Origin of the sequence: Cumulibacter manganitolerans (assembly GCF_009602465.1) — a bacterium.
In the GTDB taxonomy this organism is placed as follows: Bacteria; Actinomycetota; Actinomycetes; order Mycobacteriales; family Antricoccaceae; genus Cumulibacter; species Cumulibacter manganitolerans.
The window spans coordinates 60,580-81,226 of the sequence record NZ_WBKP01000007.1; the positions used below are offsets into that span (position 1 = coordinate 60,580).

19 protein-coding genes are annotated in these 20,647 nt (G+C 69.1%); 12 read left to right on the forward strand and 7 right to left on the reverse strand.

Annotated features, from left to right (window positions below; genetic code table 11):
* Positions 1-55: 55 nt before the first annotated feature.
* Positions 56-1,111, reverse strand: coding sequence for a GNAT family N-acetyltransferase (locus F8A92_RS04350; protein ID WP_153503695.1), 1,056 nt, complete (start codon positions 1,109-1,111; stop codon positions 56-58).
* A 168-nt stretch (positions 1,112-1,279) separates the two neighbouring features.
* Positions 1,280-2,176 carry a haloalkane dehalogenase gene (locus tag F8A92_RS04355; RefSeq protein WP_228389191.1) on the reverse strand — a complete coding sequence of 299 codons (897 nt, stop codon included), beginning with the start codon at positions 2,174-2,176 and terminating at the stop codon, positions 1,280-1,282.
* A 421-nt stretch (positions 2,177-2,597) separates the two neighbouring features.
* Here F8A92_RS04355 and F8A92_RS04360 point away from each other — a divergent pair, with 421 nt between their 5' ends.
* Entirely contained in the window at positions 2,598-3,116 is a 519-nt protein-coding gene (locus F8A92_RS04360) for a hypothetical protein (RefSeq protein WP_153503698.1), read from the forward strand.
* A gap of 116 nt (positions 3,117-3,232) precedes the next feature.
* Here the strand turns inward: F8A92_RS04360 and F8A92_RS18895 are convergent, their stop codons facing one another.
* Entirely contained in the window at positions 3,233-4,639 is a 1,407-nt protein-coding gene (locus F8A92_RS18895; RefSeq protein WP_228389192.1) for an alpha/beta fold hydrolase, read from the reverse strand.
* A gap of 105 nt (positions 4,640-4,744) precedes the next feature.
* Here F8A92_RS18895 and F8A92_RS04370 point away from each other — a divergent pair, with 105 nt between their 5' ends.
* From F8A92_RS04370 to F8A92_RS04400, 7 genes are all read left to right on the forward strand, one after another.
* Positions 4,745-4,951 carry a hypothetical protein gene (locus F8A92_RS04370; RefSeq protein ID WP_153503700.1) on the forward strand — a complete coding sequence of 69 codons (207 nt, stop codon included), beginning with the start codon at positions 4,745-4,747 and terminating at the stop codon, positions 4,949-4,951.
* Between the two features lie 547 nt (positions 4,952-5,498).
* On the forward strand, positions 5,499-7,268 hold the full coding sequence (locus F8A92_RS04375) for an ABC transporter family substrate-binding protein (protein ID WP_194291355.1): 1,770 nt from the start codon (positions 5,499-5,501) through the stop codon (positions 7,266-7,268).
* A gap of 130 nt (positions 7,269-7,398) precedes the next feature.
* Positions 7,399-8,412 carry an ABC transporter permease gene (locus F8A92_RS04380; protein ID WP_153503704.1) on the forward strand — a complete coding sequence of 338 codons (1,014 nt, stop codon included), beginning with the start codon at positions 7,399-7,401 and terminating at the stop codon, positions 8,410-8,412.
* Positions 8,405-9,337: an ABC transporter permease gene (locus tag F8A92_RS04385; RefSeq protein ID WP_228389193.1), complete on the forward strand. Its 933-nt coding sequence runs from the start codon at positions 8,405-8,407 to the stop codon at positions 9,335-9,337. The genes F8A92_RS04380 and F8A92_RS04385 overlap by 8 nt, the downstream gene beginning before the upstream one ends.
* Entirely contained in the window at positions 9,337-10,413 is a 1,077-nt protein-coding gene (locus F8A92_RS04390) for an ABC transporter ATP-binding protein (RefSeq protein ID WP_228389194.1), read from the forward strand. The genes F8A92_RS04385 and F8A92_RS04390 overlap by 1 nt, the downstream gene beginning before the upstream one ends.
* Complete coding sequence (locus tag F8A92_RS04395; protein ID WP_153503706.1) at positions 10,410-11,510, forward strand: ABC transporter ATP-binding protein; 1,101 nt, start codon at positions 10,410-10,412, stop codon at positions 11,508-11,510. The genes F8A92_RS04390 and F8A92_RS04395 overlap by 4 nt, the downstream gene beginning before the upstream one ends.
* Positions 11,507-12,670 carry a metallophosphoesterase gene (locus tag F8A92_RS04400; protein ID WP_194291356.1) on the forward strand — a complete coding sequence of 388 codons (1,164 nt, stop codon included), beginning with the start codon at positions 11,507-11,509 and terminating at the stop codon, positions 12,668-12,670. Before F8A92_RS04395 ends, F8A92_RS04400 begins: the two co-directional genes overlap by 4 nt.
* Here F8A92_RS04400 and F8A92_RS04405 read toward each other — a convergent pair.
* Positions 12,660-13,001, reverse strand: coding sequence for a hypothetical protein (locus F8A92_RS04405; protein WP_153503708.1), 342 nt, complete (start codon positions 12,999-13,001; stop codon positions 12,660-12,662). The genes F8A92_RS04400 and F8A92_RS04405 overlap by 11 nt on opposite strands.
* A 94-nt stretch (positions 13,002-13,095) precedes the next feature.
* Here F8A92_RS04405 and F8A92_RS04410 point away from each other — a divergent pair, with 94 nt between their 5' ends.
* Together F8A92_RS04410 and F8A92_RS04415 are read left to right on the forward strand one after the other, a co-directional pair.
* Positions 13,096-13,884, forward strand: a complete 789-nt coding sequence (locus F8A92_RS04410; protein ID WP_194291357.1) for a glycerophosphodiester phosphodiesterase — start codon at positions 13,096-13,098, stop codon at positions 13,882-13,884.
* Complete coding sequence (locus F8A92_RS04415) at positions 13,881-14,693, forward strand: lysophospholipid acyltransferase family protein (protein ID WP_153503713.1); 813 nt, start codon at positions 13,881-13,883, stop codon at positions 14,691-14,693. The genes F8A92_RS04410 and F8A92_RS04415 overlap by 4 nt, the downstream gene beginning before the upstream one ends.
* Positions 14,694-15,379: 686 nt before the next feature.
* Here the strand turns inward: F8A92_RS04415 and F8A92_RS04420 are convergent.
* On the reverse strand, positions 15,380-16,684 hold the full coding sequence (locus tag F8A92_RS04420) for an aspartate aminotransferase family protein (protein WP_153503715.1): 1,305 nt from the start codon (positions 16,682-16,684) through the stop codon (positions 15,380-15,382).
* Between the two features lie 80 nt (positions 16,685-16,764).
* Here F8A92_RS04420 and F8A92_RS04425 point away from each other — a divergent pair, with 80 nt between their 5' ends.
* Together F8A92_RS04425 and F8A92_RS04430 are read left to right on the forward strand one after the other, a co-directional pair.
* Positions 16,765-17,466: a thymidine kinase gene (locus F8A92_RS04425; RefSeq protein WP_153503716.1), complete on the forward strand. Its 702-nt coding sequence runs from the start codon at positions 16,765-16,767 to the stop codon at positions 17,464-17,466.
* 105 nt (positions 17,467-17,571) lie between these two features.
* Positions 17,572-17,925, forward strand: coding sequence for an RNA polymerase-binding protein RbpA (locus tag F8A92_RS04430; RefSeq protein WP_153503718.1), 354 nt, complete (start codon positions 17,572-17,574; stop codon positions 17,923-17,925).
* Here F8A92_RS04430 and lnt read toward each other — a convergent pair.
* Together lnt and F8A92_RS04440 are read right to left on the reverse strand one after the other, a co-directional pair.
* Positions 17,922-19,508 (reverse strand): apolipoprotein N-acyltransferase, encoded by a 1,587-nt coding sequence (gene lnt, locus F8A92_RS04435; RefSeq protein ID WP_153503720.1) that lies wholly within the window; start codon positions 19,506-19,508, stop codon positions 17,922-17,924. The genes F8A92_RS04430 and lnt overlap by 4 nt on opposite strands.
* A gap of 2 nt (positions 19,509-19,510) precedes the next feature.
* Complete coding sequence (locus F8A92_RS04440) at positions 19,511-20,614, reverse strand: M24 family metallopeptidase (RefSeq protein WP_153503722.1); 1,104 nt, start codon at positions 20,612-20,614, stop codon at positions 19,511-19,513.
* Positions 20,615-20,647 lie beyond the last annotated feature (33 nt).

A 20,647-nucleotide genomic window follows, 5' to 3' on the forward strand; every position in this document is an offset into this window, starting at 1 on the left:
GGCCGCGCCGCCGGCGAGCGCGCTGCTCCGCAGCCGGGAACGTCAACCAAGCGGACTAGCGAGCGCCCCCCGATCCCCGCGTCCGCCCCTCGCGCGCGCGCCTGATGGTGCGCCACGCGTGGTAGGCCAGATCGCTGGACCACGCCTCCAGGCATCGGTGAGGGTACATCGTCGCAGCTCCACTGAGCTTGTACCGCTGGAGTCCTGTGCCCCAGTCGACGGCCGAGATCACCGGATCGCCGTGTGCCATGCGGATCACCTCGGCGTTGGCCAACGCGCCAGCGCTGTACCGCATCCACTCCGGCGCCATGCGGTTGGAGTAGACGTCGAGGATGTCCGCGCTCTGTAGACAGAGGGCGTAACCGGCGAGCTCCGAGTTCAGCCGGTGGGTGAGAAGGCGGCAGCTCCCGTCTTGTGCGAGGGCGTGCACCATGTCTGCGAAGTACTGGCGGTAGCCGGCGTCCGCGAGCAGCGAGACATTCTGGCCCAGCTGGATGGTCCTGCGTTGATAGAGCGCGATCAGCTCCGGGACGATCGCGCTGATCTCGCTCGCATCCGACGTCCATCGCATCTCGCTGCGCAGGCTGTCCCGCTTGATGCGATTACGCGCCTTGGCAAGGGCGGAGCGGGTGTTGGGCGAGAGATGGGCGTTCAGGGGAGTGCCCTCCTGGAACACCAGCCGGGGCGAGTACTGCCGCGAGCTGACAGCGCGAGGCACCTCGCGCATCAGCGCGACCAACACGGGGTCGGTGATCTCCAGATAATCCAACCGCAAGACCCAGGGTGCGCGAAGCGCGCGAAGATGCCGGTGGACCGCGGCGGCCAGAGCGCGCGCGCTGACGGTGTCGACCGCCGGGAGCGCGCTGGGCAGACTGCTCTCACCGATGGTGCCGACCCGGTAGCCGAATCGACGCCGCGCGCGCACCAGCGGCGCGGCGCCGACCAACGCGCCGTTCCGGCGCAGCAGGACGGTCCACGGCGTCAGCTCGCGGTGATGGCGCAACCAGGCGAGCGTGGGCAGCCACCGGGCGGTGGCCGGCGCCCGGGTCCTCGCCAGCAGGCATTCCACCTCTGCGGCGCGCGCCTGAAGCGCCTCGAGCCCGACGACCACCTCGGAGGAGAGTCCGAGGGCTCCGCCGTCGAGCCTTCATGGGCGGGAGCGACTGCCGGCCGCCGACGTCCCGGTACCGCTGGGTCACCAGGCCGCACTGTGTCCCCCTCCTGGCAATGGCCCTGCAGGACCGGCGCGTTGTGGCCACAAGATACCCAAATCCGAGGCTCAGGTCCGGCGGGAATCTGAGGTCGTCGGGTACCAGTCGGCGATCGCGCGGCCGATCTCGTCAGGGGAGTCCTCCTGGATGAAGTGGATGCCTGCGACCGTCACCTCTTGCTGGTTGGGAAACGTGCGCGCGAACTCGCGCTGTGGCCCCGTCAGGATCGAGCCCGGCTCGGCGTTCACGAACAGCTTGGCCACCGGACTCGCGGCGAGCCAGTTGCTGTAGTCGTTGACGATCTGGCAGACATCAGCCGGTTCGCCCTCGATCGGTATCTCGCGCGGCCAAGTGAGGGTGGGCCGGCGATCTTCGCCCGGTTCGAGGAAGGGTGCGCGGTAGACGTCCATCTCAGCGCTGGTGAGAGGGCGTAGGACCGAGGCGGGAAGGACGCGCTCGACGAACATGTTCTTCTCCAGGATCAGCCTTTCCCCGGCCTCGGACCGGAATCCCTGGAACACGCCGCGCGCCGCCTCCGGCCAGTCCTCCCAGGTGACCTCACGGACGATTCCTTCCATGTAGACGATTCCTTGCACGGCGTCGCGATGACGGTTGGCCCAGTCGAAGCCGAGGGCCGACCCCCAGTCGTGCACGACCAAGGTGACCCGCTCGGTGACGCCCAGCTGCTCGAGGAGCTCGTCGAGGTAGCGACGGTGCTCGACGAACCGATAGCTGCCGGGTCCAGAATCCGCGAGCTTCTGCGAGTCGCCCATCCCGATCAGGTCCGGGGCGATGCACCGGCCGAGCGCCTGGACGTGGGGGATCACGTTCCGCCAGAGGTAGGAGGACGTGGGGTTGCCGTGCAGGAAGACGATCGGATCTCCGTTACCGACCTCCGCGTACGCCATGCGACGCCCCAGCACGTCCGCGAACTTCTTCTCCAGTGGCTTTTCGGACGACGGCACGGCGGCTCCATTCCTGGTCGGGAAGCTCGGCTGCCCTGCGGTGCGTCGGGAGGGTCCCACCAGCGGCAGCGCATCGGCTAGGTCGGTTCTACCACCTGACCGACTCCGAGCACGAGCCCGCGTTCTCCGGAAAACGTCAGCCAGGAGACCCGCTGTCCACCCGGGGTGATCAGGTGGCACCCGGTACGTCGTTTTCCGGAGAGCCGCGGCCGCCGAACGGGCCGCACGGCCAGGCGCAGAGCGAAAACCGCTGATCAGAGCCATGAATTGCCCGGGTTCCAGATTGCGGCGGTGCTGCTGAGCCCACTACCGTGAGGACCGGGGACCGTATTTCCACGGTGTTGGAACGTGTCCTGGTTGTGCTAGGGCATGCGGTTCCCGAAACGGTCCACAGAAGTAACGTTCTCGGAAAGGAATTGCCATGAAGCGACTCGGTACCATCGTGTCGGCAGCGGTGATGATGCTCGGAATGGGCACCGCCGCGTACGCCGCGACCACCGTCGATCTCGACAATGCGCCCAACGGAACCCACTTCGTGAAGGGAACGACCGCCGACTGCACCGTCGACGGGGGAGTCGTCACCTGCGGGTCGTACGAGCTCGCGGGCGTCGGCAACATCGATGCGACCGCAAGCCTCGACGCCACCTACGCGGCGACGGTCAACTGCCGCAACCACGGCGGACAGGTCGTGGAGTCGCACTCGCAGTCCACCTCGGTGGCGTCCAGCACCGGTGCGCTGTCACCGGAGAACGGGCGTCTGACGGTCCCCACGCTGACGTCCGGCATGACACCCAGCGCTGCGCAGTTCGAGGAGCAGGCGACCTGTCCCAACCCCAACTGGACCAGTGAGGTCGACGCGAGCAGCATCGCGCTGACCGGCTACACCTACACGCTCAGCTTCGACGGCTACACCGAGCCGGCGGTCACCATCACCGGCTGACGTCACCGATGCCGGCAGAGGCTGCGGGGTTGCGCTGGAGCGCAGCCCCGCAGCATTCGGCCGAACTCAGGCGGACGGTGAGGCCGCGACAGTCGGGCAGCGCGCACCTGAGCATGTCAGACGCCGAGGTGGTCCAGCGCTCTGATGAAGTACTCGGCAAACAATGGGGGATTCTCGGCCATCGAGAAATGTCCTTGTCCGGCCATCTCCCAGAACGTCGCGCCGGGGATGCGCGAGGCGGTCGCAGCCGACATGGCCGGCGTGCAGGAATAGTCGTATTCCCCGGTCATCATCACGACGGGACAGTCGCGGGTGTCGATCTGTGCGACGCGTTCACGGGCGTCCCATTCACCGCTGTAGAAGTCGATGTCGCCCTTGAACGTGTTGAATCCTCCCTGCGAGTATCCCCACCAGACCTTGCGGCGATAGCGTTCGGGGCTCGTGGGGGACATCAGGCCATACACCCACTCAGGCACGAACACGGTTTCGTCGACCTGGGGATTGCGTGCCCACGGCACCCTGCGGCCCGGAACGTGATCGGTCGCGGAGCAGGCGATGACGCCGCGGAGGCGGCCGGCCGCCCGCAAGGCAGCCTCCAGGCAGATCTCGCCGCCCATCGAGGATCCGCTGACCACCGGGGTGTGGAGCTGGAGTGCATCGATGACGGCGAAGACCGTGTCGGCGTAGTAATCGGTCGTGAGGGAGTAGGACCCGAACGCAGCTCCGGGAATCATGTCCGACCGTCCGTGGCCCGGCAGATCGAAGGTGACGAGCCGGCACCGTGACGTCAGCAGGGGATCGGTCATGACGTCGTGGTACTGGCGCCCGTCCGCTCCCGCGGTGTGCAGCAGCAGGACGTCAGGACCCTGTCCGGCCGTCTCGTAGAAGATGTCCAGCGGCCCCTGACCGGTCTCGATCTGGACGTAGCCCGACCGGATCGCCGCCTTGCTCGCAGCGGGCACGTCGGGGCCCGTGTCCGGTTTTCCGGACGTTCCGCCGTTCGCCGTCATTCGGCCGATCTCCAGTACCCGACGGGCGATCTGGATGTGCTGAGCCATGGCGAGCTCGCTGCCCTCGACGGCTGCGGACGCCACGCGCATCCGCATCCCGAAGAAGTTCTGGTACGACGGAGGTGGAACGGCCTGGAAGAACTTCGACCAGTCCTCCGGCGCGGCCGACAGCGTGAAATCAGCAGAGTCCGGTTGGTCGGACCTCGCGCCCTGCAGCTGACCGTCGCGACAGACGAACTGGACGGACTGATCGGCCGAGCGAAGGCCGAAGGTCACGTCGGCGGCGATCAGGAATTCCTGCAGCTGCGGGTCTTCTGTACATGCCTGCTGCCAGGCGTCCAGATCGATGTTCTGCCAGGTGCGCCGAATCATGCGGCTCTCCCTCATGCATCCCGGAGTGGCGCCGGTGCGGCGCCCTGGTCGTTCGATGATCCGGGGACTGTAGGCAGAGGCCGAATTTCCTGTCAATTGCGTCGGCCGTCGCGTGCTGCGCCGCGTCGGAGGTGCGCACATCGGAAGGACCTCGGCACCGACAGAGGACCGACCCGTCCACCCGTTGTGCATAGGCCCGATCCGAAACCGCAGCTCCCCGCGCCGCACAGGTGCCAGGGTGACATAATGTCGATTATCGGCGCAGGGCGGTGCAGGACTACGCAGGGTGCAGTGCGCTGCCAGCCCGGGCCGATCGACTGGCTGCAGACTGTTCTGCCGCCGATCGACGCGCGCCGCGCGAGTTACGGCGAGCCGAGCCGCCCGTCGCTCGACGATCCGCTGGCGGCTCGGCGGCTCGGCGGCTCGTTCGCGTCGTCTGAGCGGCAGGGCTGAGCTGCCAGGTCTCTGGGGTGGCTCGGAGACCCCTTTTTCAGATACTCGCGCATCGACTTCAAAGTGTCACAGTGACGATTAAAGACCTTTGCAATGACCCCGCCACCTGCGGTTATGGTCGGCGAAGTGTGGTCCGGGTCTCACGAGAACCGTCGACGGCGGATCGATTCGCCGTCGGCGGGCGCCAATCGATGCGTCGCCCTCCTCGGCGCCTGCCGTCTGGCGTCAAGGACTGTTTCGTCATTGACGAATCGGCCCGCTGGCAAGAATCGACGAGCCTCACTTCCGTTACCGATGGGTAACGGAATGCTCACGATCAAAGAATCGGTCAACCTGTGACCGAGCGTTGACGTCTCCGTGGGTTTGCCGTGTGTAAACTCTCGTCCATTCCACGATGTGGAACCCACTTGGTCACTCGATCAAAGTGGGAAGTAGGTATGGGCGCGCGAGCCTCAACACCCGATGACCTCGGGTCTCGTGCCCCGTATTGGCCCGGAGGAAACTCATGAAATTGGCTCGCATCGGCAGTGCTGCAGCAGCAGTCGCCGTGTCTGCGGCAATGCTCGCCGGCTGTTCCACTGCCAGCGATTCGTCGTCATCGTCGTCCGGATCCGCCGCGGGCGGAGGCAAGGGCACGCTGTGCCCGGACGACAAGGAAGCTGCGTTCCATCGCCCCAAGGTCGATGAGAGCGGCGGCGTCACCGTGGGCGTCGAGGAGATTGCGCACGACTACAACAACAACACCGGCGCGGCGAACAACTTCGCGAACTCCGGCGTCAGCGCGCTCCTGCAGCCCTGGGCCTACATCGCCGATTCCAAGCTGAACGTCTGCCAGGACGGCGACCTGCTCGACTCGGTCAAGGTCACCAGCAAGGACCCGCAGACCGTCGAGTACAAGATCAGCCAGAAGGCCGTCTGGTCCGACGGCCAGCCCGTGGCGTGCAAGGACTTCTACCTGCAGTGGCTGCAGGCGGTCTCCAAGGGCACCACCACCGGCGCCGACGGCAAGGCCGGCCCTGCGTTCGATCCCGCCGGTACCTCCGGCTACGACCAGATGCAGCCGCCGGAGTGCCCCGACGGGCCCGAGGGCAAGACTGTGAAGACCGTGTACGACACCCCGTACCCGGACTGGAAGGCCGTGTTCACCGGCATGGTCCCCGCGCACGTCGTCGAGAAGGCTGCCGGAGGTGTTGACGTCACGTCCTTCAAGGCCGACGACACCTCCCCCGCGCTGTCCGCGTTCGCGCAGCAGTACATCAGCCTGTTCAGCGGCCTGAAGCCCGAGTCGTCGCTGTCGGCCGGCCCGTACAAGCTGCAGTCCGCCTCCGAGGAGCAGGTCGTCCTCGTCCGCAACGACAAGTACTGGGGCCCGAAGGGCGGCCCGGAGAGCATCACCCTCAAGGCGATGAGCGACGGCCAGTCGCAGGTCCAGGCCCTGCAGAACCAGGAAGTCCAGGTCATCCAGCCGCAGCCGGACGGCGCGCTCGCCTCGCAGCTGAAGTCGAGCCAGGGCGTCGTGTTCAACGCGTACGCCGGCGCTACCTACGAGCACATCGACTTCAACATGTCGCTGCCGATGTTCCAGGGTGACGATGGCAAGGCTATCCGCAAGGCGTTCTTCCAGTGCGTCGACCGCCAGGAGATCATCGACAAGCTCGTCGCCGACGTGAACCCCGACACCAAGCCGCTCGGCTCGTTCATGTTCATGCCGACCCAGGACGGCTACAAGGACATCTACAAGGACGTCGGCAAGGGCGACGTCAAGGCGGCCGCCAAGACCCTCGAGGACGCCGGCTTCAAGAAGGGTGCCGACGGCATCTACGAGAAGAACGGCAAGAAGGTCGAGTTCCGTCTGGGCCACAAGGTCATCGACAACCGGGCGCAGATCTCCCAGCTGGTCCAGGCGTCCTGCGCCAAGGCCGGCATGAAGATCAACGACGACGTCGACCAGGTGTTCAACTCCGAGCGGCTGCCCGCCTCGGACTTCGACACCGCGCTGTTCGCGTGGGTCGGCACCCCGTTCAAGACCGCCTCGATCCCGAACTACGAGACCAACGGCGGCGCGAACTACAACAAGTACTCCAACCCGGAGTTCGACAAGATCGCCAAGCAGGCCCTGCAGGAGCTCGATGCAAAGAAGCTCGACGACGATCTGCACAAGATGGACCAGATCATGGCCGACGACCAGCACTCGCTGCCGCTGTACCAGTTCAGCGACATGGTTGCCCAGGTCGAGGGTCTGTCGCCGACGCTGACCTACAGCGGTTCGATGGGTGGCGCGCTGTGGAACGCCTACGAGTGGGTCCTGAAGAAGTAGCTTCTTCTCCCGCTTGAACGACTGACTGGCCGTCGGGACTTCGGTCCCGGCGGCCAGTCGGCAAGTGCCGACCTTCTCCCCGACGGGGCGTCCTAGACTCGTTCCGTCCCTTTGCTTGGAGACCCCACCTATGCTTCGCTACATCTTGCGGCGCGTGCTGATCTCGATCGCACTGCTCGTCGTAGCCTCCTTCGTCTGCTTCGGCCTGGTACAGCTGCTCGGCGATCCGATCGCCGACTGGGCCGAGGGACAGCGGCAACGCAATCCGAACGGCGCCGAGTCCGCGATCGCGGCGGCGTACCAGAAAGCGGGGCTGAACAAGCCCTTCTTCACCCGCTACGTCGAGTGGCTGGGCCACTTCGTCACGGGCGACTGGGGGACGACGGTCAACCCGGGCCGGACGCCGGTCGAGGTGCAGCCGATCATCATGCACTCGTTGAGCATCACGGTCCGGCTGGTGCTGATCGCGACCATCCTGTCGATCCTGCTCGGCATGCTCATCGGCGTCATCTCCGCGGTGCGCCAGTACTCGGTGTTCGACTACGGCCTCACCGGCTTCACCTTCCTCATGTTCTCGATGCCGCTGTTCTGCATCGCGGTGATCCTGAAGATCGGCGGCATCAGGTTCAACGACTGGCTGGTGTCCCTCGGCGCGGACCGCTGGCTGGTCACCGCCGGCTATCCCCCGGGCGGATTCCAAGGCGGCTTCGGCGAGCAGTTCCTGCAGTTCACCGGGGTATACCTGCTGCCGACGCTCTCGCTCATGGCGATCTCGTTCGCGCAGTACTCCCGCTTCCAGCGAGCCTCGATGCTGGAGGTGCTGAACGCCGACTATGTGCGCACCGCCCGCGCCAAGGGCCTCAACGGCCGCACGGTCATCTGGAAGCACGCGTTCCGCAATGCGCTCATCCCGGTCGTGACGCTCGCTGCGCTGTCCCTGGGGCAGGTGTTCTCCGGCGCCATCATCACCGAGACGGTGTTCGGATGGCAGGGCATGGGCTTCCAGCTCGTGCGGTACGTGCACTACAAGGAGCCGTACATGATCCTGGCGTGGATGATCGTCACCGCGGTCTTCATCATCGCCTTCAACCTGATCGCAGACATCGTTTACACGGTTCTCGACCCGAGGATTCGCCTTGACTGATCCACAGCTGTTGAACGAGGCGCCGGCCATGGCGCCTGAACCGGGCGCCCCGAGCGACCGCGAATTCACCATCGAGGCGCGCAGCCGCGGCAAGATGGTCGTCCGGCGGTTCCTCCGCCACAAGGCCGCGATGGCGGCGTTGATCGTGTTCCTGCTGCTGATGATCTTCGCGTTCCTCGGCCCCGTCGTGTGGACCAAGGGCATCGGCCCGGACTTCTCCGGCTTCGAGCCGCCGTCCGGCACCCACCCGTTCGGCACGGACAAGCTCGGCCGCGACATGCTGGCCATGGTGATGACCGGGACCCAGTTCTCGATCTTCATCTCGTTGGTCGTCGCGCTGGTGTCCACCGTGATCGGCGTGACGCTCGGCGCCATCGCCGGCTACTACGGCGGCTGGCTCGGCTCGCTCATCAACCGCCTGGTCGAGCTCAACCTGATCCTGCCGTACGTCGTGACGGTCGGCGTCATCGCGGTCTACTTCAAGGGCAACTGGTTCTGGGTCGCGCTGATCCTCGGCTTGACCAACTGGATGACGCTGACCCGCGTGATCCGCGGCATGGTCCTGTCGCTGCGCGAGAAGGAGTTCGTGGAGTCCGCCCGCGCCCTGGGCGCGACGAACACGCGCATCATCTTCAAGCACATCGTCCCGAACACCTCGGACGTCATCATCGTCAACACGACCCTGACGATCGCGCTGGCGGTTCTCGCGGAGGCGGCGCTGTCATTCATCGGTCTCGGCGTCCAGCCGCCCGACACCTCGCTCGGCCTGCTGATCAACCAGACGCAGGGCTTCCTGCCGACCCCCCACGCCATGCTGTTCTGGATCCCGTTGGTGTTCATCGTGCTGATCAGCCTGTGCATCAACTTCATCGGCGACGGTCTGCGCGATGCGCTCGACCCGCGCCAGAACCGGGTGCGTGCCTGATGACGACGGAGACGATGATCGACCAGCAGCCGGTGGAGCCGCACAACACCGACGCGTTGCTGTCGGTGCGCGGCCTGAACGTGTCCTTCCCGACCGACGACGGGCTGGTCACCGCCGTCCGCAACGTGTCCTTCGACCTGCACTCCGGTGAGGCGCTCGGCATCGTGGGCGAGTCCGGATCGGGCAAGTCCGTCTCGGCGATGGCGCTCATGGGCCTGCTGCCCAAGAGCGCCCAGATCACCGGGTCGGTGATGTTCGCGGGCAAGGAGCTCGTCGGCATGCCGGAGAAGGAGCTGCAGAAGATCCGCGGCAACGGCATCGCGATGATCTTCCAGGACCCGATGACCTCCCTGAACCCGGTGATGTCCGTCGGGAGGCAGCTGGCGGAGGCGTACAACGCGCACAACAAGGTCTCCAAGCAGGCCACCCGCGCGCGGGTGATCGAGACCCTGACGGCGGTCGGCATCCCGCAGCCGGACAAGCGCGCCAAGCAGTACCCGCACGAGTTCTCCGGCGGCATGCGCCAGCGCGCCATGATCGCCATGGCCGTCATCAACCGGCCCCGGCTGATCATCGCGGACGAGCCGACGACCGCGCTGGACGTGACCGTGCAGGCGCAGATCCTGGAGACGCTCCAGTCGCTGCAGCACGAGGGCGACGCCGCGGTCATGTTCATCACCCACGACCTCGGGGTCGTCGCCGCGATCACCGATCGCGCCCAGGTGATGTACGCCGGCACGGTCGTGGAGACCGGACCCGTGCACGACGTGCTGAAGACGCCCAAGATGCCGTACACGGCGGGGCTGATCGCCTCGATCCCGAAGTCGAGCGGGGCGAGCGGTCGGCTCACGCCGATCAAGGGCGCTCCCCCGTCGCTGATCAACATCGCCGACGGGTGCACGTTCGCGCCGCGGTGCTACATGGCGCGACCGGAGTGCGACACCGCCGAGCCGCCGCTGGTGGACGTCGACGGTCCGACCCACAAGTCGCGGTGCTACTTCTGGCCAGAGGTGACGAGGATCGACCGCGCGCCCGCCGCCGGATCGAGCCGCGCGCAGGAGGAGACGGACGTATGAGCAGCAACCCACTGGACACCGGCGTCGGCGCCTACGACGGCGCGCTGCTGGAGGTCCGGGACCTGGTCAAGGAGTTCCCGGTCGGCAAGAGCGGGCTGTTCTCGCGGGCGCGCGAGACCGTCCACGCCGTGGACGGTGTGTCGTTCGACGTCGGCGCGCGCGAGACCCTCGGTCTCGTCGGCGAGTCCGGCTGCGGCAAGTCGACCACCGGACGCGCGGTGCTGCAGCTGCACGCGCCGACGTCCGGCAGCGTGAAGTTCGAGGGCCGCGAGCTGACCACGATGAGCGGCAGCGAGCTGCGGGTCATGCGCCGCGACATGCAGATCGTCTTCCAGGATCCGTACGCCTCGCTGAATCCCCGGTGGACGATCAACGACATCATCTCCGAGCCGTTCGAGATCCATCAGATCAAGGGCATCAACGTGCAGAAGCGGGTCGACGAGCTCCTCGAGCTCGTCGGGCTCAAGCCCGAGCACCGCAACCGCTACGCGCACGAGTTCTCCGGGGGCCAGCGGCAGCGCATCGGCGTCGCGCGGGCGCTCGCGCTCAATCCCAAGCTGATCATCCTCGACGAGCCGGTCTCGGCCCTCGACGTGTCGGTGCAGGCCGGCGTGGTGAACCTGCTGGAGGACCTGCAGGACGAGTTCGACCTGGCCTACCTGTTCATCGCGCACGACCTGTCCGTGGTGCGGCACATCTCCGACCGGGTCGCGGTGATGTACCTCGGCAAGATCGTGGAGATCGGCGGCCGCGACGAGGTGTACGACAACCCGAAGCACCCGTACACCACCGCGTTGCTGTCGGCCGCGCCCGAGCCGGACCCCGACGCCGAGGGGATGCACGAGCGGATCATCCTGACCGGCGACGTGCCCAGCCCGCTGAACCCGCCGTCGGGCTGCCGGTTCCGGACCCGCTGCTGGAAGGCGCAGGAGATCTGCGCGACCCAGGAGCCGCCGCTCGCGGACATGGGCGACGGCCGACGCGCGGCCTGCCACTTCCCGGTCGAGAACCGGGCGGACGAGGCGCTCGCCGCGCAGGCGCACCGTGCCGAGGTCGACGCGGCGACGCTCGAGGCGAGGACCACTGCCGCGTCGTGACCGACTACGCCGCGCAGAGCGCGCCCGGGCCTCGACGAGGCCCGGGCGCGCTGTTCTTCGCCGTCATCTGCCTGATCGCCGCGCTGCTGCACGTCTACCCCGCCAGCCGGCTGCTGGAGTCCTCGGGCCTGGTCTCCGGCTCGGCGGCGATCGGTATCGGCGTGCTGGCCGCGCTGGTGCTGGTCGGCTGCATGCTGCTCGGGCACGGCCGGCACGTCGAGCTCGCGAGCACGGTCGGCGACATCTGGCTCGGGGTGGTGTTCCAGCTCTTCGTATGGACCGCGATCGGCGAGCTGCTGCGCCTGGTGCTGGCGTTCGCCGGGGTGGCCGCCCGAGGCCGGCTCGTGGCGTGGACGGTGCTCGTTGTGACCGCCGCGGTGCTGGCCTGGGGGCTGCGCCGGGCGCTCGGGCCGATCGGCGTACGCCGCGTCCCGGTGCGGATCCGCGGGTTGCACGCCGACCTGGACGGCCTGCGTCTGGTGCAGATCACCGACACCCACCTCTCCCGGATCCTCGGCCGGCGCTGGCTGGCCCGCGTCGTCGACCAGGTCAACGACCTGGCGCCGGACGTCTGTGTGCATACTGGTGACCTGGCGGACGGCGCGATCCAGAAGCGCGACCCGGTCGTCGGTGAGCTGGCTCGCGTCTCGGCCGCTCGCCGGTACTACATCACCGGCAACCACGAGTACTTCAGTGACGCCGAGCACTGGGGCCGGCGGATGACCGCGCTGGGCTGGGACTTCCTGCACAACCGGCACGACGTCGTCACCCGAGGCAACGGCCGGCTGGTGCTCGCCGGCATCGACGACCCCACCGGCACGTCCTCGGGCCTCGTCGGGCACGGTCCGCGGCTCGATGCGGCGCTGACCGGAGCGCCGGAGGGGGCTCCGATCGTGCTGCTCGCCCACCAGCCCAAGCAGGTGCTCAACGCGGCCCGGCGCGCGGTGGATCTGCAGCTCGCCGGGCACACCCACGGGGGCCAGATGTGGCCGTTCCACTACCTGGTGCGCGCCGATCAGCGCTACCTCGCCGGGCTGTATCAGGTGGGCGCCCGCACGCAGCTGTACGTCAGCCGGGGCACCGGCTTCTGGGGGCCGCCGTTCCGGATCGGCGCGCCACCGGAGATCACCGAGATCGCCCTGCACGCCGCTACGGGCTGACCCACAACCGGTCCAGGTCGCCGGTGGCGGCGACGACCTCACGCGCCACGCTGCGCAGCTCGGCGACGTCCGCACCGTCCCGCACGGCACCGTCGAGCACCTCCACGGCGCTGCGCAGCACGTACAGGCGGTCCTGCAGGCTCTCGAGCTCGGAGCGCGAGATCACGACGGCGTCGTCGGGCACGTCGATCCCTCCGCCGCCGGTCATCCGACGGCGCATCTCGTACGCCCGCTGGCGGCACGACTGGGCGCAGTAGCGCTTGCGTCGCCCGCGCGGTTGGCCGTCGACGATGCGCCGGCTGCACCAGGCGCATCTCGGCTGCTCGTCCACCTGGCCAGGCTAGCGACTGCGCCGTGCCGCCTCGCGTCCCCGCGCCGAGTCGGATAGCGTTCTCGTGCGACGCACCAGCCGAGGAGGATCGCGCGTGAGTGGCTACTTCGACGTCCCCTCCCCCGTGGCGATCGCGCACCGCGGCGGAGCCTGGGAAGGCATCGAGAACTCGCTCGAGGCGGTACGGCGGTGCGTCGATCTCGGTTACCGCTACATCGAGACCGACGTGCACCTCAGCGCGGACGGCCAGGTGGTGGCCGTCCACGACCCCTCGCTGGATCGCACGACCGACCGGCGCGGCCGGGTGCGCGACCTCACGTGGGCGGAGATCTCCCGGGCGCGGATCGGCGGCACCGCGACCATCCCGCTGCTGCACGAGCTGCTCGACGAGTTCCCGCAGCTGCGGTTCAACATCGACGCGAAGGTGGCGGAGGTCGTCGTTCCGCTCGTCCAGGTGATCGAGTCGCGCGGCGCCGAGGCCCGCGACCGGGTCTGTCTGGCGTCGTTCTCCGACGTCCGGCTGCGACGGATACGCATCCTCACCGGCGGCAAGGTGGCGACGTCGATGGGGCCGCGGGAGGTGGCCAGGCTGCGCATGGCCTCGTTCGTGCGGACGTCGCTGCGCGGGCTGCGGCTGCCCGGCCAGGCCGCCCAGGTGCCGGCCACGACCGGCGGCCGCCGGCTGGTGGACCGCCGGTTCGTGGAGAGCGCGCACTCGCTGGGCAAGAAGGTGCACGTCTGGACGATCGACGACCCGGTCCAGATGGTCGAGCTGCTCGACCTCGGGGTCGACGGCATCATGACCGACCGGCCCGACGTGCTGAAGGACGTGCTGCTCGCTCGCGGCCAGTGGCCGGCCGAGAGTGACGAGAGCGATCGATGAGCGACTGGTTCGACCGGCAGAAGGCAGCGGCTGCCGCGCCGCCGTGGTGGTTCTGGCAGGGCACGTTGCGGTACGGCTCGGGCCTGCTGCGGCCGTTCGGGAACCTGCGGGTCACCGGTGGCGTCGCGCCCGCGCTCCGGCGCGGACCGCTGCTGCTGGCGCCCAACCACATCGGCAACTTCGACACGTTCGTCATCGCCGCCGCGATGGGCCGCGTCGGCCTGGCGCCGCGGTTCCTGGTCACCGGCGGCATCATGACCGCACCGATCGTCGGGCCGCTGCTGGAGCGTTCGGGGAACCTGCGCGTCGAGCGGGGGAAGACCGACGCCGCCCGGTCCATGGAGCTCGTCGCGATCGCGCTGCGGCACGGCGCCCACCTGTGCATCTATCAGGAGGGGCGGGTCTCGCTCGACCCGGGACTGTGGCCGGAGCGCGGGAAGACCGGGCTGGCACGCATCGCCCTGGAGCACCAGGTCCCCGTCATCCCGATCGCCCAGTGGGGCGCGCACGAGGTGACCAAGTACGAGGACGGCCTCGCCATGCTCGCCTCCACCGTCTCCTCGACGTGGCGTCGTCCGACGCTGCGGGTGCACTTCGGCGAGCCTGTCGACCTCAGCGATCTGCGCGCGGACCGGCGCGGCGACGCGATCCGGGCCCGCAACCGCATCGCGGCGGCGCAGACCAGGCTGCTCGTGCCGCTCCGCGCCGGTGAGCTCGAGCAGCCCCGGTTCGTGGACGAGACCCGGCCGGTGTCCGAGCTGCCGACCGCGGCGTTCCCCGGCGGCGTCGTCCCCGACGTGCTGCCCTAGCTCCTCTCGCAGCCGCCGGCCTCCGAGGGCCCCGCGGGCCCGCCCCACCCCGCGGTCCACCCCACCCCGCGGGTCCACCCCACCCCGCGGGTCCGCCCCCATCCAGCGGGTCCGCCCCCATCCAGCGGGTCACCACTGTACGGTCGTCGAGCGAGCGGAGCCGATAGGCGAAGCGACGTCGAGACGTCGCGAGCCGCCCAGGGGTCGCGCGAACCGGATGGTTGCGGCGTCTCGACGTCGGGCTCGTTCCTCGCCCTCGCTCGACGACCGTGGGGAGGGCCGCGTCGTCGACCGTGGAGAGGTCTCGCGCGACGACCGTGGGGAGGCCCGCGTCGTCGACCGTGGGGAGGTCTCGCGCGACGACCGTGGGAGACGTCGACCGTGTTGTCACGGTGCTGCACGGTCGTCGAGCGAGCGGAGCCGATAGGCGAAGCGACGTCGAGACGTCGCGAGCCGCCGAGGGGTCGCGGGGACCGGATGGTTGCGGCGTCTCGACGTCGGGCTCGTTCCTCGCCCTCGCTCGACGACCGTGGGGAGGTCTGGCTCGACGACCGTGGGGAGGGCCGCGTCGTCGACCGTGGGGAGGTCTCGCGCGACGACCGTGGGTAGGTCACGCGTCGACGACTGTGGGCCGTCGACGGTGAGGGACCCGCGTCGCTCGATGACTTGCGGGAAGGGCGAGGGGGCTACGTGGTGGGTCGGGCGGCGGCGCTGAACGACTCGGCGAGGATGCCGAGCCCGGCCTCCACCTCGTCCTCGGACAGCGTCATCGGCGGCGCCATCCGGATGACGTTGCCGTACAGGCCGCCCTTGCCGACCAACAGGCCCCGACGTCGGGTCTCCTCCATCACCCGCCCGGCCATTCCCGGGTCCGCCGCGAGGCTCTGCGGCTCGCCGAGCTCCACGGCGAGCATCAGCCCCTTGCCCCGCACGTCGATGAGCTCGGGGACCTCGTCGGCGATGCGGCGCAGGCCGTCCATCAGCATGGCGCCGGTCTTGTGGGCGTGCGCCTGCAGGTCCTTCTCGAGGACGTAGTCGAGGGTCGCCTTCGCCGCGGCCGTGGACAGCGGGTTCCCGCCGAAGGTGGAGATCGACTGCGCGTCGATCGAGTCCATCAGGTCACCGCCGGCGACCACTCCGCCGATGGCGAGACCGTTGCCGAGACCCTTCGCGAAGGTCATCGCGTCGGGGACGACGCCGTGCGCCTCGATCCCCCAGAAGTGCTCGCCCGTGCGTCCCCAGCCGGTCTGCACCTCGTCGGAGACCAGCAGGATGCCGTACTCGTCGAGCACCTCCTTCATCGCCTTGAAGAACCCGTCGGGCGGCGTCGCGAAGCCGCCGACCCCCTGGATCGGCTCCGCGAACATCGCGGCGACGTCGCCGCTGGTCTGCGTGTCGATGACGTCGCGCAGGTCGGCGACGCAGGCGGCGATGAACTGCTGGTCCGGGAGGTCCTTGAACGGGCTGCGCAGCCGGTACCCGCCGTGCACGTAGCGCGTGGTGACGGGAGTCAGCGACGACGCGGACCACCCGCGGTTGCCGGTGATCGCCATCGCGCCGAAGGACCGGCCGTGGTAGGAGTTGCGCAGCGCCAGCAACTGGTTGCTGCGCCGCTTCTGCGTCGTCAGCAGCATCGCCGCCTCGTTGGCCTCGGTGCCGGAGTTCACGAAGAACACCTTCGCGTCCGGGATCGGCGAGAGCGACGCGATCTGCTCGGCGAGCTCGACCTGCTTGCGGATCAGGTACAGCGTCGAGGTGTGCACGACGCCGCTGTCGAGCTGCGCCCGGATGGCCTCGTTGACCTCGGGGATCTGGTAGCCGAGCATGTTGGTCAGGATCCCGGCGAAGTAGTCCAGATACCGGTTCCCCTCGGCGTCCGTGACGTAGCGTCCGTCGCCGGAGACGATCTCGATCGGCTCGTCGTAGTACAGCCCGATCCACGCCGGCAGTACCGCCTTGTGCCTCGCCAGCAGCTCGCTGTGCTCCGCCATCGACCCACACCTCCCGTGCGACATTCCAGACCTGCCCAACCTACAGGGCGTGGCCGCCGAGCCAGTAGTCTTGGCTGATCATGACAGCAGCATCTTCCGCGCTCTCCAGCGTTCCCGCCGCGGGCGGCCGGCGGTCGGCGTCCAGGACCGCGGAGCTGAAGTACTTCTACGGTCCGATGGACTGCGGCAAGTCGACCCTGGCGCTGCAGATCAACCACAACCACGCCCGGCAGGGCCGCAAGGGGCTGCTGCTGACGCAGAAGGACCGCTCCGGGGCGCCGGCCATCACCAGCCGCATGGGCCTGGCCGACGAGGCGATCGAGGTGGCCGACGAGCTCGATCTGCGGCGCGTCGTCCGGGACAGGTGGTCGGCGGGTGAGCGGGTCGACTACCTGATCGTGGACGAGGCGCAGTTCCTGTCCTCGGAGCAGGTCGACCAGCTCGCCGAGCTCGTCGACGAGTCGGACGTCGATGTCTACGCCTTCGGCCTCGCGACCGACTTCCGCAGCCGGATGTTCCCCGGCTCGCAGCGGCTGTTCGAGCTGGCGGACGTCGTGACGCCGCTGCAGGTCGAGGTGCTGTGCTGGTGCGGGCGCGCGGGTCGCTACAACGGCCGGGTCGTCGACGGCGAGCTCGTCAAGCACGGCGAGCAGGTGCTGGTGGCGGACACCCGGTCGTCGGAGCCCGTCCAGGTGCGCTACCAGGTGCTTTGCCGTCGGCACTGGCGTCACGGGGACATCGGCGAGGACGCCGGCCGGCAGGATCCGCTGCCGCTGGGCTGACCAGACGAGTGCGTCACATCGCCGCGAGACCCTCGCGTGCGGGGAACATTCGCGGGATGCTGTGCGTTAGCACGGCATCCAAGAATGATCTCGGAAGGAGCCACTATGGCAGAGCGCACCCTTCGCGGAAGTCGGCTGGGCAGCATCAGCTACGAGACCGACCGCAACTTCGAGCCGGTCGCCCGTGTGATGGCTCGCTACGAGTGCCCCCAGGGTCACGTCACCTCCGTGCCGTTCGCAGATGACGCAGAGACGCCCCTCGTCTGGGAGTGCCGCTACGACGGGTCCGAGGCCCGGCTGATCGGCGGCCAGGAGCCCGAGGCCAAGAAGGTCAAGCCCCCGCGCACCCACTGGGACATGCTGCTCGAGCGGCGCACCGTCGCCGACCTCGAGGAGGTCCTGGCCGAGCGCCTCGACGTGCTCAGCGAGCGCCGCGGCGAGAAGAAGAGCCGAGGCTAGTCGAGCGCACCGCTCGTCGAACCACCCGACGCCCCCGTCGCCACCTTGGCGCGGGGGTGTTGCTTGCGCCGGTATCCCACGACCGACCACCCGACGGCGAGGACGCCGCCCACCGAGATGACCAGCTCGGGCCACCAGCGCAGCTCGCTCGCGAGCGTGCTCGCGGTGCGCAGCGGAACCGACGCGACGAGGATCCCCGGCTCGAAGATGCCGGTGCGCTGCACAATCGCACCGTCCGGGGTGATGATGGCGCTGATCCCGCTGGTGGACGCCGACAGCACCGACCGGCCGTGCTCGACCGCGCGGATCCGCGCCATCGCCAGCTGCTGCGGGGCCTCGTTGGTGTAGCCGAACGTGGCGTTGTTCGTCTGCACGGTGATGATCGTCGCTCCCCCGTCGACCACGTCGGCGACCAACCCGTCGTACGCGACCTCGAAGCAGATGACGTCCCCCAGCACGAGCTTCTCGTGGCCCGGGACGTCGATGGTGCCCACCCGGTCGCCGGCGACGAAGTCCGTTCGCAACAGGTCCACCAGGCTGGTGAACGTGCGGAAGAACGCGCGCGCCGGCATGTACTCGGCGAACGGCACCGGGTGCCGCTTGACATAGGTCTGGTCCGGCCCGGTCTGCGGCAGCCACAGGATGCCCATGTTGCGGACGTTCTCGCCCGGGCCGTCGACCACCGCGCCGACCAGGATGGGCGCGTTGATCGCGTCCGCGGCCTGCTGGATCTCGCTCGCGGCGTCCGCGTTGCGGTACGGATCGATGTCGCTGGAGTTCTCCGGCCACAGCACGATGTCCGGCGCCGGCTTGTCCCCGCGGCCCACCGCGGCGGCCAGCTCGAGCGTCTGCTTGACGTGGTTGTCCAGCACCGCTCGGCGCTGGGCGTTGAAGTCCAGGCCGGCGCGGGGCACGTTGCCCTGGATGACCGCCACGACCGCCTCCGGCGCCCCCTCCCCCTCGCCGGAGGGAACGCCCAGCCAGCCGGCCAGACCGATCACCGGCACCGCCGCGGCGTACCCGAGCCGGCGCAGCCACTCGCGGTCGGCGGCCTCGCCGGCTCGCCACCGGAACCAGGCGGCCGCGATCAGGAAGCCGGTGAGCGCGACCGCGAACGACATCAGCGGGACGCCCCCGTACGCCGCGAACGGCGTGTACGGTCCGGCGTCCTGGCTGAAGCCCAGCCGGGTCCATGGGAAGCCGCCGAACGGCCAGCGCGCCTGGAAGGCCTCGATCGCGACCCAGGCCGCGGCCGCCCACACCGGCCAGCCGCGCAGCCGGCGGACCGCGACGATCGCCGGGCCCAGCAGCAGGTAGTACGACGCCTGCCACACCGCCAGGGCCACCCACGGCAACCAGCCGAGGAACTCCCCGGCCCATTTCACGTGCAGCAGCATGAAGACCAGCTGGCCGACGAACGTCACCAGCGCCGCCGACCGGGCGCGACGGTGCTCGACCGATATCGCGTAGAGCGCGACCGCCGCCACGGCGAGGGCGCGCTCCAGGCCCGCGGGCGGGAACGCCAGCGCCAGCAGGACGCCGGCGCCGGCCGCCAGCAGCAGCGCCATCCACAGTCGTCGCATCGCTACCCGACCACTCGCAGCTCGCGGGTCGTCGCGTTGAGCACGTCGATCCCGGTGCCGGTCGCCACGACGATGTCCTCGATGCGGGCCCCGAACCGTCCGTCGAGGTAGATGCCGGGCTCGATGCTGAACGCGGAGCCGGCGGCCAGCGGGGCGTGGTTGCCGCCCACGATGTAAGGCTCCTCGTGCGTCTCCAGGCCGATTCCGTGCCCGGTCCGGTGGATGAAGGCGGCCCCGTACCCACCGGCTGTGATCACGTCGCGGGCCGCCGCGTCGACGCGCTCGGCGCTGACCCCGGCGCGCACGGTGTCCCGCGCCGCCTGCTGCGCCGCGCGCAGGACGTCGTACATCGCGGTCATCTCCTTGCTCGGGTCGCCGCCGACGACGTACGTGCGGGTGGAGTCGGAGCAGTAGCCGTCGGGCATGGTGCCGCCGATGTCGACGACCACCATGTCACCGGCCTCGACCGCCCGGTCCCCCGGCTCGTGGTGCGGGTTCGCGCCGTGCGGTCCGGAGGCGACGATCACGAAGTCGACCTGCGCGTGCCCTGCGTCGCGGATCGCGGCGTGCAGGTCGGCGGCGACCGCGGTCTCGGTGCGCCCCGGGCGCAGCCAGCGCTCGATGCCGGCGTGCACCGAGTCGATCGCCCGGGCGGCCGCGCGCAGCGACGCGACTTCCTCGGCGGACTTGACCGCGCGGAGGGCGCTCATCAGCGCACCGCCGCCGGTCACGCGCAGCCCGGCCCGCTGCAGCCCGAAGACGTGCTGCGCCCACATGCGCTCGCTCACGGCGACCCTGCCCCCGGGGACGAGCCCGGCGATCAGCGGATACGGATCCTCGGTCTCGGCCCACGCCAGCACATCGAGGCCGAGGTCCGCGACCGGCGACGCGAGGGCGAGCGAGCGTTCCAGCACGGGCGTGAGGAGCACCGGGTCGCCGTCCGCCGGCACGATGAGCGCGGTCAGCCGTTCATTGAGGTGCACGTCGTGCCCGCACAGGTAGCGCAGCTCCGCGCCGGGTCCGGCGACGAACGCCGCGAACCCGCCGGCGGCCGTCTGCTCGCGGCAACGCGCGAGGCGTGCCTGCAGCTCCCCGGTCGTGGTCATGCGATCCAGAATCCCACACCGCCCCATGTGACA

Excerpts from the sequence above, each read along its gene's own strand:
- F8A92_RS04360 (WP_153503698.1), top strand. The coding sequence starts at position 2,598 with ATGAAGCGACTCGGTACCATCGTGTCGGCAGCGGTGATGATGCTCGGA.
- F8A92_RS18895 (WP_228389192.1), bottom strand. The coding sequence starts at position 4,639 with ATGTGCGCACCTCCGACGCGGCGCAGCACGCGACGGCCGACGCAATTG.
- F8A92_RS04370 (WP_153503700.1), top strand. The coding sequence starts at position 4,745 with ATGTCGATTATCGGCGCAGGGCGGTGCAGGACTACGCAGGGTGCAGTG.
- F8A92_RS04380 (WP_153503704.1), top strand. The coding sequence starts at position 7,399 with ATGCTTCGCTACATCTTGCGGCGCGTGCTGATCTCGATCGCACTGCTC.
- F8A92_RS04390 (WP_228389194.1), top strand. The coding sequence starts at position 9,337 with ATGACGACGGAGACGATGATCGACCAGCAGCCGGTGGAGCCGCACAAC.
- F8A92_RS04395 (WP_153503706.1), top strand. The coding sequence starts at position 10,410 with ATGAGCAGCAACCCACTGGACACCGGCGTCGGCGCCTACGACGGCGCG.
- F8A92_RS04415 (WP_153503713.1), top strand. The coding sequence starts at position 13,881 with ATGAGCGACTGGTTCGACCGGCAGAAGGCAGCGGCTGCCGCGCCGCCG.
- F8A92_RS04420 (WP_153503715.1), bottom strand. The coding sequence starts at position 16,684 with ATGGCGGAGCACAGCGAGCTGCTGGCGAGGCACAAGGCGGTACTGCCG.
- F8A92_RS04425 (WP_153503716.1), top strand. The coding sequence starts at position 16,765 with ATGACAGCAGCATCTTCCGCGCTCTCCAGCGTTCCCGCCGCGGGCGGC.
- F8A92_RS04430 (WP_153503718.1), top strand. The coding sequence starts at position 17,572 with ATGGCAGAGCGCACCCTTCGCGGAAGTCGGCTGGGCAGCATCAGCTAC.
- lnt (WP_153503720.1), bottom strand. The coding sequence starts at position 19,508 with ATGCGACGACTGTGGATGGCGCTGCTGCTGGCGGCCGGCGCCGGCGTC.
- F8A92_RS04440 (WP_153503722.1), bottom strand. The coding sequence starts at position 20,614 with ATGACCACGACCGGGGAGCTGCAGGCACGCCTCGCGCGTTGCCGCGAG.